10 protein-coding genes are annotated in these 14,957 nt (G+C 41.0%); 5 read left to right on the forward strand and 5 right to left on the reverse strand.

The genetic code is table 11. The features are described from left to right. The 5 genes from WKF66_RS08610 to WKF66_RS08630 form a co-directional block, all read right to left on the reverse strand. A complete protein-coding gene (locus tag WKF66_RS08610; protein ID WP_489674022.1) occupies positions 1 to 852 on the reverse strand; it encodes a DUF4843 domain-containing protein in 852 nt (283 codons plus the stop codon). Between the two features lie 11 nt (positions 853 to 863). Further along, a complete protein-coding gene (locus tag WKF66_RS08615; protein ID WP_489674023.1) occupies positions 864 to 2,354 on the reverse strand; it encodes a RagB/SusD family nutrient uptake outer membrane protein in 1,491 nt (496 codons plus the stop codon). An 11-nt stretch (positions 2,355 to 2,365) separates the two neighbouring features. After that, positions 2,366 to 5,809, reverse strand: coding sequence for a SusC/RagA family TonB-linked outer membrane protein (locus tag WKF66_RS08620; RefSeq protein ID WP_489674024.1), 3,444 nt, complete (start codon positions 5,807 to 5,809; stop codon positions 2,366 to 2,368). A gap of 198 nt (positions 5,810 to 6,007) precedes the next feature. Beyond that, positions 6,008 to 7,180 (reverse strand): FecR family protein, encoded by a 1,173-nt coding sequence (locus WKF66_RS08625; RefSeq protein WP_489674025.1) that lies wholly within the window; start codon positions 7,178 to 7,180, stop codon positions 6,008 to 6,010. A 142-nt stretch (positions 7,181 to 7,322) separates the two neighbouring features. Next, entirely contained in the window at positions 7,323 to 7,907 is a 585-nt protein-coding gene (locus tag WKF66_RS08630) for an RNA polymerase sigma factor (protein ID WP_489674026.1), read from the reverse strand. A 229-nt stretch (positions 7,908 to 8,136) separates the two neighbouring features. On the opposite strand from WKF66_RS08630, the gene WKF66_RS08635 reads away from it, so the two are divergent. From WKF66_RS08635 to WKF66_RS08655, 5 genes are all read left to right on the forward strand, one after another. Then, positions 8,137 to 9,513, forward strand: coding sequence for a PAS domain S-box protein (locus WKF66_RS08635; RefSeq protein WP_489674027.1), 1,377 nt, complete (start codon positions 8,137 to 8,139; stop codon positions 9,511 to 9,513). Between the two features lie 63 nt (positions 9,514 to 9,576). Then, on the forward strand, positions 9,577 to 11,844 hold the full coding sequence (locus tag WKF66_RS08640) for a M60 family metallopeptidase (RefSeq protein WP_489674028.1): 2,268 nt from the start codon (positions 9,577 to 9,579) through the stop codon (positions 11,842 to 11,844). 158 nt (positions 11,845 to 12,002) lie between these two features. After that, positions 12,003 to 13,517 (forward strand): peroxidase family protein, encoded by a 1,515-nt coding sequence (locus WKF66_RS08645; protein WP_489674029.1) that lies wholly within the window; start codon positions 12,003 to 12,005, stop codon positions 13,515 to 13,517. A gap of 154 nt (positions 13,518 to 13,671) precedes the next feature. Next, positions 13,672 to 14,466, forward strand: coding sequence for a thymidylate synthase (locus tag WKF66_RS08650; RefSeq protein WP_489674030.1), 795 nt, complete (start codon positions 13,672 to 13,674; stop codon positions 14,464 to 14,466). Positions 14,467 to 14,474: 8 nt separating this feature from the next. Beyond that, positions 14,475 to 14,948 carry a dihydrofolate reductase gene (locus tag WKF66_RS08655; RefSeq protein ID WP_489674031.1) on the forward strand — a complete coding sequence of 158 codons (474 nt, stop codon included), beginning with the start codon at positions 14,475 to 14,477 and terminating at the stop codon, positions 14,946 to 14,948. Positions 14,949 to 14,957 lie beyond the last annotated feature (9 nt).

Consider the following 14,957-nt stretch of genomic DNA (forward strand, 5'->3'; position numbering starts at 1 on the left):
TTATAATACAATCTGGGTTCCTTTCTCATTTACAAAGAAGTATCTATTCACCTGAGGGAAAAACTTCACAGTAAACTTGATTGTCGGCGAATTCGCATTATAGAAATCATAGTCATTTGTACCATCAGTTCTTTTTGTAAGTATGTAGCCTTTCTCAGGATTTCTTGTTACCCAGGTAAAAGGATCGTTTGTAAGGTTCCTTAAATTCTCAATGTAATATAGAGTTCGTGGAATCTCCAGATAGCCATTTGGTGCCCCTGGATTAATCAAGTCTTTCCCTCCTGAAATCAGAAATAACTGATGGACAACCCTATTGTAAGGACCGCCAAGGTTTCCTTGCCAATACTTCCACCATGAAGGCTCTTCTAATCTGTTAGAAAAGATCAAAGTTCTCCAACGTAGCTTTATAGGTAGCGATTCTCCAAAATCAGCAGTTGCTGCTGTACCAATAGTCAAAACAACTGATTTCTCCGCCAATAACGGATCAATGTTCTTTATAATGACCGGAATCTTAATCGTACCTGAATCTGCAGGCATAATATATTCTGCTTTCAAAGGCTCATAGTGCAGCTCTTGCTGTGCATTAGTTAACGAGGCCACGACAGCAATCTTGAATTTTCGTTCGCGGTTTACCCGCTTACCAGCAATCTTAACCGGAACCCAAAGGGTGTCTTTTGCTAATCCCGGACTATAAGCAAATGAATAGGTAACTGGCAGTGTGTCTTGAGTTCCATCATCGTTTAGATAATTAAGATAGATATTATCCGGTGAATCATATGCAAAGTCTACATCTTTCTTGCAGGCAACAAAGAGCATACTAATAAGTAAAGTATAAAATATTGTTCTTTTCATGAGGTGTCTGTTTAGTTTCTGTAAGCCTGTTCATCTAATGGCAGAGGCAATACGAAGATTCGATCGGTTGCCGGATAAACCTGGCCGTTCGCGTTCGTAATATCTCTGTTTAAGCGTTTGTACATGTAGAATATCTGTCCTTCTGCGAAGAATTCCTTGCGACATTCCGCAACCAATTTGTTAAGGAACTCAGTTTTGTCAATGCTCGCAGGCAATCCATCACCAATTCCACGATGCTCCCTTACGGTATTGAAATAAGTGATCGCCTTTGCTTTATCGGTATCGAAGCTGGCTTCTGCAGCGATATAGTACATTTCAGAAAGCCTGATTGCCGGTGCCATTAGCGGATGTGCATTTCCAATTTCGTCTGGGTACACATCATATTTTCTTAGGTAAGCGCGACTTGGAGAATTCGAAGATAACACATCTGTAAACCATAGCATCCAACGCCAGTCATCTGCTCCAACTGTTCCTTTTTCAAAAATGATATCCTTCTGAGAAACAAGCGGAGAAAAAGCAGCATTTATATTTGTGAAGTACCCTTCCAACATCTTTTTTGAGTCTGGAATGTACCAGCCAGCAATTAATTCCGGATAGAAAATCTTGTCCCTTTGATTTGAAAAATTACTAAAAAAGTCCTCTTTCGTAGTCCATGGAAATTTCTTAGCGTTGATCACTTCATTTGCATTCTCCAAACTTTTGGCAAAATCTTCTTTATATAAATAAACTCTGGCCAACTCACCACAGGCAGCATAGTAATTCATACGATGCCTCCTGTTTTGAAGAAACATACTTCCACTACTGATTTCAGTAGCTTTGTCTTTCTCAGCAACCGTACCTGCATAAGTCTTATTTGGATAGCCAACTACGTATCCGGAGGTGATGATTGGGTCTGACTTTAACAATATTTTTGCTGCTGAAAGATCTGCAACAATCTTGTCTAGTATTTCTGTAGTTGTAGAGAACGGAGTAGAATTTATAGAAACCGTAGTAACATAAGGTATGGCCTTTGCTGCCGGATTGTTTTTAAAGGATGGAGCAAATAACCTCAACATATCGAAATGCAGATAAGCTCTAAGCGTCAATGCTTCCCCCTTGACTAAGTCATAGTTATTACCAGCAAAGACGTCCTTCTTAGCATCAATTGCCTCTAGAATTGCATTACAGTATCCGATTGCTCTATACCCATGAATCCAGATGCCATCATTGTCGCCAATAACACCTCCATCAGCATATGAGAACGATTGAATGTTATTATAACTGACATTTGAAGGCGCATAGTTCTGAGCCATAAGCTCCAAGTTCTTAAAGGTTAAAACATCACCGTACAAATCTTTGCCAGCACAGTAGTTATAGACGCCATTTAATGCCTCCTTAAACCCATCTTCAGAATTGAATAGTTGCTCTTTAGTGATATCAGATTCAGGCTGCACATCAAGAAACTTCTTGCAGGACGAGCAGACTAGCAGAGAAATCGCGATGATATATAAGTATTTTTTCATATTGCTAGAGATTAAAATGATGCTTGTAGTGAAAATGTAAAGCTGCGTGCAAATGGATAATCTATACCCCTCTCAATGTCTACGCTAGATAGGCGATAGATATCATTCATAGAGATTGCCGCACGGAGATTCTGAAAGCCTGCTTTTTTAATCAGGTCCCTTTTAAAATCATAAGACAGGTATACCGACTGCAGATCAATCAGATTGTCTTTCTGCACAAACCGGGAGCTGGCACGAGTTAATGTTAGATCCTGAATGTTCTTATAAAGCGCATTATCTCCTGGCTTAATCCATCGCTGAGACAATGCTCTGCTATCCACATTTTCTCTGGGATTAGCGTTTTCAATCCTGTCAATTAATGTCTGATTATACAACTGACCCCCAAATTTGAAATAAAGGCTGAAACTCATCGTAAAACCCTTATATAAAATGTTCCCACCAATATTTCCATCCAGTGTCGGTGTAGTATTCCCAACAGCTCTTGTGTCCTTGATGTCATAATCGTAAGTAAGCGACCCATCATTTTTTACGTAAATTTCTTTACCATTCTCAGGATCAATACCAAGAGATCTGACGGCATAGATTGTATTCATAGACTGACCCTCATTGTATCTTACCAAAGGAATGGTATATAGCTCGTTGTCATCATCACTCTGCAAATCATCAATCTTACTATTAAAGGCCTTTAAAGAATTAGAGATCTTAACCAACGTATTCGTGTTATGGGCAGCATTACCCGTAATATTGATATTCAAATCGTTTGCTCTGAGAACATTTGCTTGCAAATACACCTCATATCCCTTATTCTCCATGTCACCCAGGTTTTCTTTATAACTGGTGAAACCTGTGGATGGAACAAGGTTGATGTCAGTAATCAAACCCTTGGTAAGCTTGTTATAGTACCGTGGAGAAATGATCACTCTGTCTTTGAAAAAGCCTAAATCAGCGCCTATATCAAACGTCTGTGTCTTTTGCCATTCCAGATTACTATTTCCATAACCCATTGCAGTAGCACCTACACCTGTAGAATACCAGTTGTCATTTTGATAGGTGTAGATAGACCTGGATAGATAGGGATCAAATGCAATGGAGCCTAATAACCCAACACTACCTTTCAATCTTATCTGACTGATCACTTCTGAGTCCTTCAGGAAATCTTCATTGTGCATGTTCCAACCTATACCAACAGAACCGAATGGCGCAAAGCGCTTATTGGAACCAAAGCTGGACGAACCGTCCATTCTAAATGATCCATCAAATAAGTATTTGTTTTTATAAGAATAATTACCTGAGAAAAATGAACTTAAGGTTCGTTTGATCAATACATTTCCATCTGGCCTCGAGTTCTCTTTGTAAATTCTTGCAAATCCAACATTGCTAAACCGATCGTTTGAAAAGCCTTGTGCGCTAAATGCTTTGTAATTTTCTGTACTTGACAATACGTTCACTCCTACAACCAAATTGAAGGAATGATCATTCACCTGCTTAAAATAGCTAAGCGTAGAGTTTGCATCAAGTTTATCTGTTGCTCTGCTGTTGAAATTATAGCTTCCGCGGTTGTTTAAGTTCTGCGTTTCATAATTGAAAAATTCATTACTCAATGGAGATTTGAATTCATCAAACTTGTAATCAGTTTTAGTGTAACTCAACAATGCTCTCAAGCGGAAGCTTGGCGATAGCTTATAATCTGCAGTAAAGGCGTTCAAAATTTCGGTAGACGCATCTTTTGAAAAGTTGCTTAGACTAGATTCAAACAATGGATTAAATACATTTTCACTTACATACTGTTTACCATCTTCATTCTGGAAAGTATTTACACTCCATCGTCCTAGCTCTTGTATTATTCTGCCAGTGCTATCTGTCTTAGGATAGTAAGGATTCATTTTAGCGTAAGTTGAAAAGCTTCCATATGGAGAATTAGCTCCGTTATTTTGAGCGATGCTTAAATCGTTCCTTATGATTAACCGGGAATTAGGACTGTAAATGAAGTTCATGCCACCACTATATTGATCGCGGGTAGTTCCTTTCATTACTCCAGGCCTTGTTTGGTAACGTGCATCTACTCCATAACGGAAGGTTTGGTCTCCACCTTGTGCGTTCAAGGAATGCTTCTGACCGTAGGTATTTCTTAAAGGTTGTGACAACCAATAAGTATTAACACCACCTGCTACATTCTTTAATCTCGAAAACAATTGAGCATCTAAAACATCCTGTTGAGTAGGACCGTTTGCTCCAGCTCCATAAGTGTAAAGACCAGCTAGTTGCTCATACTGAACCTTCTGTTCTGCATTCAAAACATGATAGTCTGAAAGATCAGGAGCTGTGAAGTTCATCTCGTAGTTATAAAACAACTGGAGTTTTCCTGCCACAGGTGCTTTAGTGGTAATAACCATTACACCATTTGCTGCTCTGGAACCATATACTGCAGAAGCCGCAGCATCTTTTAGCAACGTAACTGATTCAATACGATTAATATCAAGATCTATTACCTTTTGCACATTCACTTCAAATCCATCCAAAATAAAGGCTGGCAGATTAAATGAAGCAGCGATATTATTTCTGTCTAACACATCATCTTTGTTGGTTGGAATGCCTGGTAACGCTGTTACTCCCCTAACATTAATTCGGGGCAGAGCATTTGGATCAGAACCTGCAAGGTTGTTTGTTGCAATTCTAAATGAAGGATCAAATGACTGAATCGCCTTAAGCAGGTTTTGAGGATTAGTTCTCTTCAAATCCTCTCCCTTGATCACAATCGCGTTACCCGTATAACTTTCTTTTTTGATAGTTTGATAACCGGTGATGACAACATCTTCCATCTGGTTTACCTGATCTTCCAGACTTATTGTAAGGTATTTTTCGTCACCAACTTTGACTTCTTTTTCTTTAAAGCCAACATAAACGAAAACCAATACATCATCAGGATTGCTATTGATCTTAAATTCCCCCTTATCATTGGTAGAGGTTCTGGTAGCCTTTTTGCCCTTTACATAGATATTAACTCCCGGAATAGGTAACTGGGTCTTACTGTCAATGACCTTTCCAGTGACTTCAATGAAATTAGCAGAACTCGCAAAGCCCGCTTTCTCAGGCAGTTTGTTCGTGATAACTATTGTCTTGTCTACAATATTGAAATTTAATGGAAAGTTTTTAAGAACAGCAGTTAGCGCGTCCTCCAGTGGTACATTTTTAAGCTCTATATCAACCGGCTGGTTACTGATCTTTACCTTTCCATTGTAAAAGAAAAGATAACCGGTCTGCTTTTTTACATCTTTAAAAAGTGCGCTTAAAGTGGTGTTCCGCTTAGAAATCGTGATGCTTTGAGAATAGCTCGCTGCTGATAAGTGCAGCGTGCCGAGGAGTAACAAAATAGCGGTTAACTTCATCACTATTAGGAATTTGTACTTTACCTTCCGCATGTCAAATGCAGGGTTGTAAAGAAAAGTTAATTTCATACTTTTGAATAAGATAAGGGTTAAATAAATGCAGCTGGTTTAGACGCTTGCTGCCGACCTTTTTTTACAGCCGGAAGTGGTGAGACACTTTCGGCTTTCTAGTCTCTTGTACTATCTGGCTCTAAATCTGAAGTAGTCGTGTTTTCATAAGCTTGTTGGTGGTTTAGTTGTGATTTATTTAGTTAATTGCTTATTTAATTATGGCGCAGGGGTCTTGTAAGAAACCCTGATGGTCTTGCCAATTATTTTGAGATTGATATTATTTAACGCTAAGATTTGAGCAACTTGAGATAACTTACTGTTTCTGGATATCCCTCCAATAAAAGTATCGTTCGGAAACTCACCTTCGTAAATAACCTCTGCATCATACCAGCGGGCAATTTGTCGCATCACAGACTTCAAGTCATCGTTGTCAAAAGAAAATGCCCCATTCTTCCATGCCATTTCTTTGTCCAAATCGGCCTCACGGGTATTTATGTGGTTAACATCAGTCCATGTAACTAAGGTCTGTTGTCCCGGTTTGATCAATGCATGGGCAGTTCCAGAATGCACCTTAACCGATCCTTCTAAAAGCGTAGTCTTAACAATCGGTTCGTCATGATAAGCATTGATATTGAAGTGGGTCCCCAGAACTTCAACTGTCTGCTTCCCCGACTCTACTTTAAAAGGGAAAGCCTCATTTTTAGTCACTTCAAAATAAGCCTCTCCATCAAGAGTTACCGCCCGCTCTGCTCCTTTGAAGCTCGTAGGAAAAGTTAATGATGAAGCTGCGTTTAATATCACATCTGTTCCATCGGGTAGAATGACCTGATAGTTTCCACCATTGGGCGTAGTAATCGTATTGCTAACTATACCACCATCATCGCCGCTAACATTAGCAACAGTATAAACCAACTGTCCATCTTTTGTTTTGGTAACAGTAATACCAGACTCACTGGCGATTTCACCTGTACCCGCAGTATCCAATATTATCTTCTTGCCATTAGCGAGTGTTAGAATTGCCCGATGTCCACCTGGTTCGAGATCATCAGCGGCCGTCAACGCATACTTTCCATTGAGCTGGTGGTTTCTGAAAACTAAAATAGAAGTAGAAATCACTAAGAACACTGCTGCCACGGCCGAATACTTCGCCCAGGAAGGCCAAAGTCGTCTAGCCGGTTTGTGCTTTGAAAGCAAGGCAATCTTGCGGTCGACCTTCGCTTTAATAGCATTTTTTATCAATGAATACTCTTCCACAGTAAGGACGACATCTTCATCTGTTTCAAAGAGATTGTAGTACTTTTCTAAAAAGGTGATTTCATCATAACTTGCTTTACCAAGTCGATAACGTTCTAAAATCTTAAGAAAAAGTTGTTTGTATTGGCTGGTCATGGTGCTATTCCTAACTATATGAGTCAAAAAAACTCAGATAGCCCATGCAGATTAAAAATATATTTAATAAAAATGAGATAGCGCTCAAGTTTATAGCCATTATGGGCACAAGACGCAGATTATAATCTATAATTCTTCCCTTTTAATGAAAAGAATAGGCAATAATTAGAATATTTAGCACCAATAAGCTTTGCCTTAACGTAGAAAGCACCTTCCCAATCTGATTTCTTACTGTTTTAGGTGATATATTTAGGGCATCTGCTATTTGTTGACTACTTAAGTCCTCTTCAAAGCGCATTTTAAATATCAATCGTTGCTGATCAGGCAGAGCCTCCACTAATTTGTTAAATGCATCTAAAAATTCTCTGTGAAGCATAGCTGAATCCGCCCTATCGAATGGGCTCTCAAAATCTTGCGAAGCCTCCACAGGAACAGCGACTAGCCGCGCTTCTTTCTCCATTACTTTAAAGACTCCATTTCTGGAGGAAATCAATAAATACGCTGGTAAGTTTTCAATGACTGACTTGCTTCCCCGCGTCCAAAGCTGAACGAATACATCCTGAGCAACATCCTGAGCTTTTTCCGAATCGTTAAGTCTTTTTAGTGCTAACTGATAGACAAGCTTCCAATACCTATTGTAGATTGCATCAAATGCAGGCTTACTACCTTCACTCAAACGAGTTAAAAGCACAGAATCCTCAGCACTATCTAAACTAACATTATACATTCACTCCCCCTATAGACAAACTTATAAAAAAATAGGTACAAAACGTTTCTTAAGACGCCTTTTAGAATAATGTTCGGAGATTTTGTATGAAAGCTTTAAGCATCCTTGTATAAGGATAAAAATGCTTCAACGTTCGCAACTAATTGGCTCCTCTGCCACAAGTTTTTTCTTGTTGATCTTAAGCGCTTTACCCAACATTTTTTCTACCTTGATATCATGACCACACCGTATGAACAAATTGACAGACACCTTACCCTCCGTTAGTAGCGATCAGCAGGATTATCGTGTGATATTACAGGAATATCAGCAGCGGATATCAAACATCCTCGAAAGTTTCACAGATGCATTTTTCGAAGTGAATTCCAATTGGATTGTGACTTATTGGAATAAAGAAGCTGAGCGGCTATTATTGATGCCGCGAGATGAGATTGTAGGAAAGAACCTATGGCAAGCTTATGATAACGCTATTGATCTTAAGTTTTTCAAAGAATATCATTGTGCAATGGAAAATAACATCTCCGTGAGGTTTGAGGAATACTATGAGCCGAGGAAAGTTTGGTTGGAAGTAGCAGCATTCCCTTCGGGTAATGGCCTATCAATATATTTTAAAGATATCACAGCCAGAAAATATTCCACCATGGAGCTTGAACAGGAGAAAAAAAAATATAGCGACCTATTTAGTCTAAGTCCCCTTCCCCAATGGGTTTACGACATAGATAGCCTGAAATTCCTCGACGTCAACGAAGCAGCTATTAATCATTATGGTTATACCAGACAAGAATTTTTAGCGATGACTATCGCCGATATTCGGCCGGTTAATGACTTCTCCTGCTTTGTTGAAAATCTAAAGACATGCATCACGGTCGGCATACCGAGCAAGAGCAGTGTTAAGCACCTAAAAAAGAATGGCGAAATAATTGAAGTCTTCGTTGAAGGGAATACGGTCTGCTTTGAAGGCAAAAATGCAAGACTCGTAATGGTCATAGACCGTACGGTAGAACTAAGGGCCACTCAGGCTATGGAAGATAGTATTGCCCGGTTCAATATCGTGTCTAAGGCTACCAGCGACGCCATATGGGATTGGGACATGCTTACAGGTCAAATGATCTGGAATCAGGGAATCAAAGATATATTCGGCTATCAAACCACCAGTTTTGATGAAAGCTGGTGGCAAAGCCGGGTACATCCGGAAGACCTGGAACGGGTAGTTCATAAACTGAGCCGGCTTGTAGAACGACAACGGACACGGCTAAGTGTTGAATACAGGTTCCAGCGGGCAGATGGGTCCTACTGTTGTGTACTGGACCGTGCCTTTATATTGTTCAATAATGATGGCAAACCTATTCGCATCATCGGCTCTATGCAGGACATTACTGAGCGGATGACTCACATTAAGGCGATAGAAGACCAAAACGCCAAACTCAAGGAAATCTCCTGGATACAGGCACATAAAGTACGTGGGCCGCTTTCAAGCATTCTCGGATTGACTACTCTTCTGAATGAAGGAGAACTGCTCAATCCAGAAGCAAAAGAATTAACAAACTACCTTGCCAATGCGGCCAATGAGCTTGATCTGGTGCTAAGAGATATTGTCAATAAAACTTAAATGTTAAATTTTTCAGCAGAGCCGTTATTGCGACTATATTAGTCATTCAATAACCTCTTTCAAATGCGCTTAAAAATTTTAGTTCTATCCTCCTTTATCCTGTTTCTATTTGGCGCTTTGCAAGCCCAAACTGTCAAACCTGACCTAAATTTGTCCGGAATGCCACTTCCAGCAGGTGAGCAAACTTCTGTTTTCTATATCATCGGGCTACAACCGGAGATCGAAGCTGTAGCAAAAGTATCTGTGGAAGTAGAAATGAAAGCTGCTGTTGTCGTGACTTCAACAATTGGCAAAGGCAAATTACTACTAACCGGAACAAACGCCTATTACAGAGCACCACTCCTACAGAAAACGGAGGTACAAACTTTCATTGAAAATAGTATAAAATGGGCTAGACCGGGAAAATCAAATCCAAAAATAGCGATCGCAGCAGGTGCAGCTAAAGAACTGAATACTTTTATTCGGGGGCTTTCCACTGAAGTCTATACACTCAAAGACTTTAAGTTCAAAAATAACACAGACATTTTATTCCTTACTGAAGATGTAATTAGTCCGGAAGCGCTAAAAGATATAGAGGCATTTATTTCTAATGGAGGCACGCTGATATTCGGATCACCGTATTATACCATGAATAGGGACCGTCTGCCAAAAAGTACTGCTAAACCTGCTTTTCTTGGTATCAATAATTTGTTTGCAAAGGCAGGAATAACAAATGCGAACCTCCTAATCGCCACGTCAAGCGAGAGCCAAACAATGATTACGGATACTATACCTGAATACCTAAAGATAAATACGATGCAACCAGGCTTTATCAAACCGAAAACACTTCGAGAGCTATATATTGATGAATCGCTGACCAGGCCAACAATGGAGTTTGTGTTTAAATACAAAGAATATAGCTACCCGGTAATAGATAAACTCAAATCTGATTACAAGGTTCCGGAACCTTTGCCGATTCCCTCGCTGGAACATCCGGTATCCCTGCAAAATGAGGAAAAGAAAAACGGGATGAAGATGGGCTATTGGCTGTACGACCTGGAACATCATCTAGAGACGGATCCAAAAGCGAAATATCCGGGTCATGAGTCTTTTCCCGGCTCTGTTCCCACAGATGCTAAAAGAGTCGTTAAAACTGTTCGCATTCCTGTACAATCGGGTAAACAAGGCCTGCCTGAATATAATGATGTCTTTTTAAGACCGCATACCACAGGCCTTTATGTAACTGCTGGCGAAACCATTAAGATAACCATACCAGATTTAAATCAGTTTATGGAGGCACAAATTGGCTTGCACATTGATGATGTAACAGATCTCGACCAAATTACACGTATCGGCCCCAGCCTTATTAAAAAGTTTGGGTTAAAGCAAGGTACAACGGAGATTTACTCTCCTTATGGCGGACTACTCATGATTAATATTGCCGATACGACATCCATCAAAGTGCTTGATGTGAAAGTAGAAGGTGCAGTAGAAGCGCCTTACTTTAAACTTGGCGAAACTACCGAAGAAGAATGGGTTACCAAAGTTCGCAACAATCCTGCGCCCTGGGCGGAATTGGCAACAGATAAAATAGTGCTTACTGTGCCCTCCTACCGCATTCGACACTTAAACAATCCAGTCAAACTCATGCAATTTTGGGACGAAGTAATGGATGCAGATGCAGACCTGGCAGTGATTTCGCGGAAAAGGACTCATAACGAAAGGATAATTGTAGATCGGGATGTTGCCCATGGATATATGTATACCACCCGGGGAAGAATAGTTGTACCGGATGATCAAAGTTGCGAATGGATGCTGGATGCTGACTTCATGCGTAAAAATGGTTCTTGGGGTACCTTTCATGAACTGGGGCATCGCCATCAATTCGTTGATCTCGAACTTGAAGGTACAATAGAAGTGACAGTAAACCTTTTCACTGCCTATATCTACGACAAAGTGCTCAACAAGGGCCTTTACAACCATGAAAACATCCCGGACCGGGCGACTGCCATCACTAAAATTAAAGAGTTTATAAAAGATAAGCCTTCCTATGAGAAGTGGCAGGAGAATCCTTTTCTCGCACTGAGCATGTACATCCAGATCATAGATAAATTCGGATGGCAGTCGATATTAGACGCAAACAAGATTTACCGCAACTTGCCAACGAGCGAGTATCCCCAAACCAACCAGGAGAAGTGCGATCTATGGTTCAACACTATTTGTAAAACCACCGATCGAAACCTGACTGACTTTTTCAAAGTCTGGCAGATCCCTGTTTCCGCACAGGCACAACAAAACGTTAGGGCTATGAAGCCCTGGTTTCCTGAAGAATTAAATGAGTTCAGAAAGTAAATAAGTTCAGAAAGTAAATGTGCCGAGCGCGCTTCTAGTTATTCAGCAACTCAGAGACTCATCTTGTCGTAATATTCAATCCCTCAGTTTGTTGTGTATAATATTTCTTCGTGCTATATATTTTAATCTTTATATTTAAGTAACCAAATATAAAAATCATGAGTAGACACGGCGCACTTTACCAGGACATCGTTCCTTTCACTTCCCGCTTTTATGACAAAGGAAAATTCGGAAGGATCTTTCCCTCACTTCCAGCATTTGCACAGGACACCAAAAAGGTGAGGGAAGCCCTTACAGACATTGGAAGAAAAGGCGGCATTATGGATGCCAAGGATGACCTTACCCAGAATCCTGTTGATCTTATTGTCAACGCCTCACTACAGGTCAATAATCCCAACTCACCAACCATGACCGCAGGAATGACGTTTCTGGGGCAGTTTCTTGACCACGACATCACCTTTGATCCGACCTCCAGCCTGGAGCGTCAGAGTGATCCGGAGTTCATCGAAAACTTCCGCACACCCAGCCTTGCCCTTGACAATGTCTATGGAAGCGGGCCAGGCGCTTCGCCTCACCTGTACGACCAGTCAGACGGCATGGGTATAAAAATGCTTTTGCACTCCTTAGGAGTCAAGGGCAAAGAGGATATAGAAAAATGTGACCTACCCAGAAATTCTCAGAATACGGCACTGATTGGGGATCCAAGAAACGATGAAAACTTAATTGTTTCCCAGCTGCAGGTCCTTTTCCTTCGCTTTCACAATGTGGTTGTCGATGCTATAAGGACTAAATATCCCACAAAATCTCCATCTGTGATTTTTAGAGAAGCTCAGGAACAAGTACGATGGCATTATCAATGGATTTTACTACATGAATTCCTGCCCCTACTCTGTGGCCAGGAGGTAGTGGATGACGTAATCAACAATGGCAGGAAGTTTTATGGCTGGAATAACGATCCATTTATTCCTGTCGAATTCTCGGTTGCCGCCTATAGATTCGGTCACAGCCAGATTAGGCCATCTTACAGAGCCAACTTTGGTATATCAAACCAGCCAAACCCTACGCCTTTCTTTGCCGACATCTTTGATTTTGCTGCTGATCCAATGCATGCCGACCCAAATGATCTCCGTGGAGGAAAACGTGCTGAACGAAGATTCCTGGACTGGCACACCTTTTTCAACCTCGGTGACGGGAGCGTGCGACCAAACAAGTTGATAGACACCAAGCTGTCTTCACCCCTCTTCCAGCTGCCAGGTTTCGCTTCCGCAGATGTGATTTCATTGGCTTCTCGAAACCTGCTCAGAAGCCTAACCTTTAGTCTTCCTTCCGGTCAAAGGGTAGCCCATGCAATGCGCTTTAAACCATTGGATGCAGAAGTCTTCGATGATCTTAAAGCGTACAAGGTTGGTTTTGAGCATAGTACCCCACTTTGGTTTTACATCCTTAAAGAAGCCGAGGTGCAACAAATGGGCTTAAAGCTAGGTGATGTGGGTGCAAGAATTGTAACGGAAGTGTTTGTGGGGTTGCTGGAGGGTGACAATACTTCGTTCTTAAACCAAAACCCATTCTGGAAACCCTGTTTGCCATGTTGGGAACCATATAGAAGCAATAAGCATTTTACGATAGCAGACCTGTGTAGGATTGCCGAAGGGAAGGTGCCAATCACTCTTTAAGTTTTAAGAGACCTATACAGCCGGCTTTTGTAAAAGGCCGGCTTTTTTCGGATAGAAGACATCACATCTTCGCGACTAATCAGTGGACTTACCTTTCAAAAGTAAAGTTATAATTCTTACTTTTGCAGCTGGTAATAACCCTATAAAAGTTTTAATGAAGCAATATCTAGATTTAATGCAACATGTGCTGGATCACGGCGCACAAAAACACGATCGTACCGGCACTGGGACTATCAGCGTTTTTGGCTATCAGATGCGGTTTAACCTTCAGGAGGGCTTTCCTATGGTTACTACCAAAAAGCTACATCTTAAGTCTATCATACACGAGCTGATCTGGTTTTTAAGCGGTGATACCAACATTAAATATTTAAAAGATAACGGCGTCCGAATCTGGGACGAATGGGCAGACGAAAATGGTGAGCTCGGACCAGTGTACGGTTCTCAATGGCGTTCATGGCCTAAACCAGATGGTGGCAAAATAGACCAGATCAGTCAGATCATCAATACGATCAAGACAAATCCTGATTCCAGAAGAATTATTGTCTCCGCATGGAACGTTGCTGAAATTGAGCATATGGCTTTGCCGGCATGCCACGCGCTGTTCCAGTTTTACGTGGCGGACGGTAAATTGAGTTGCCAGCTGTACCAACGCAGTGCCGATATTTTTTTAGGCGTACCATTTAATATTGCTTCCTATGCGCTCCTAACGATGATGGTAGCGCAAGTTTGCGGGTTGGAATATGGTGAGTTCATTCATACGCTCGGCGATGCACATCTATATAATAACCACATCGAACAGGCAAAACTTCAGTTGAGCAGAGATCCGAAAAAATTACCGACCATGGAGCTTAATCCCGAGGTAAAAGATATCTTCAACTTTAAATTCGAAGACTTTACGTTAAAGGATTATGAAGCGCACCCTCATATTAAAGGAGTAGTAGCGGTATGACGGTAACAATGGTAGTAGCAATCGGCGAGAACAACGCCATTGGCAAGGATAACGAACTGCTTTGGTATCTGCCAAAGGACTTAAGGCATTTTAAAACGATCACCAACGGTCACACTGTGATCATGGGCCGCAAAACCTTTGAATCTGTCGGGAAACCGTTGCGAAACAGAAGAAACATCATCATCACCCGCAATACAGACCTACAAATTGAAGGTACTGAAGTGGTTCATACCATTGAAGATGCTTTGGAATTGGCTAAGGAAGATGGCGAAGTGTTTATCATCGGCGGCGCCGAGATCTATAAAATGGCCATGAAACACACGGATAAGATCTTTTTAACGGTGGTTCATGAGACCTTTGAAGCAGATGCTTTTTTCCCCGAAATAGACAAGAATCTGTGGGTAGAAACGGCTTCCGAAAAGCACCTTCCAGACGAGAAAAACAACCTTAGCTTCACTTTTTCCACACTCGAGCGCAAATAAAGTACCACT

The organism is Pedobacter sp., assembly GCF_037719805.1.
GTDB lineage: Bacteria > Bacteroidota > Bacteroidia > Sphingobacteriales > Sphingobacteriaceae > Pedobacter.

Excerpts from the sequence above, each read along its gene's own strand:
- WKF66_RS08610 (WP_489674022.1), bottom strand. The coding sequence starts at position 852 with ATGAAAAGAACAATATTTTATACTTTACTTATTAGTATGCTCTTTGTT.
- WKF66_RS08615 (WP_489674023.1), bottom strand. The coding sequence starts at position 2,354 with ATGAAAAAATACTTATATATCATCGCGATTTCTCTGCTAGTCTGCTCG.
- WKF66_RS08620 (WP_489674024.1), bottom strand. The coding sequence starts at position 5,809 with ATGAAATTAACTTTTCTTTACAACCCTGCATTTGACATGCGGAAGGTA.
- WKF66_RS08625 (WP_489674025.1), bottom strand. The coding sequence starts at position 7,180 with ATGACCAGCCAATACAAACAACTTTTTCTTAAGATTTTAGAACGTTAT.
- WKF66_RS08630 (WP_489674026.1), bottom strand. The coding sequence starts at position 7,907 with ATGTATAATGTTAGTTTAGATAGTGCTGAGGATTCTGTGCTTTTAACT.
- WKF66_RS08635 (WP_489674027.1), top strand. The coding sequence starts at position 8,137 with ATGAACAAATTGACAGACACCTTACCCTCCGTTAGTAGCGATCAGCAG.
- WKF66_RS08640 (WP_489674028.1), top strand. The coding sequence starts at position 9,577 with ATGCGCTTAAAAATTTTAGTTCTATCCTCCTTTATCCTGTTTCTATTT.
- WKF66_RS08645 (WP_489674029.1), top strand. The coding sequence starts at position 12,003 with ATGAGTAGACACGGCGCACTTTACCAGGACATCGTTCCTTTCACTTCC.
- WKF66_RS08650 (WP_489674030.1), top strand. The coding sequence starts at position 13,672 with ATGAAGCAATATCTAGATTTAATGCAACATGTGCTGGATCACGGCGCA.
- WKF66_RS08655 (WP_489674031.1), top strand. The coding sequence starts at position 14,475 with ATGGTAGTAGCAATCGGCGAGAACAACGCCATTGGCAAGGATAACGAA.